This window comes from Limnovirga soli (assembly GCF_013106755.1).
GTDB classification, from domain to species: Bacteria; Bacteroidota; Bacteroidia; order Chitinophagales; family Chitinophagaceae; genus Limnovirga; species Limnovirga soli.
Window position 1 is genome coordinate 1 of record NZ_WHPF01000050.1, and the last position, 421, is coordinate 421.

Annotated in this window: 1 protein-coding gene; it reads right to left on the reverse strand. The window is 49.6% G+C overall.

The genetic code is table 11. From position 1 onward, the window contains the following. Positions 1-421 (reverse strand): hypothetical protein (locus tag GD597_RS21720; RefSeq protein ID WP_216368664.1); only part of this gene is annotated, 421 nt, incomplete at both ends.

Sequence of the window (421 nt, forward strand, 5' to 3'; positions counted from 1 at the left end):
GATACCTACATTACCGCCTCCCTGATTTATGATCAATGGAGCCCAGGCAGTTAACGTATTATTATGTGCCCCAATAGTTGCTTTACCTAACAGGTTGCCCATTACCACCCTGTCACTTGTAGTGGCGCCAAAGTTACCTGCAATCCAGTCTGCTGTACCTGTACCAGGGTTAGTAGTGGACACCCTGAGTCCTCCAAGTCCGCTTATATCAAGTTTGTTGGCTGGTGTTGCTGTTCCGATACCAAGACGTGCATTGGTATTGTCCCAAAATAAATTTGCATTGGTACCAAGGGCCGTTGTGCCTGTCCAGAAAGCCAGATTCCCTGCTACACCGGTGCCTGTTATGGTACCGCCACCTGCTGGCGTTTGCCAGCTTGCCAAACCATTGGCGTCTGAAGTAAGCACTTTACCAAGGCCTTGC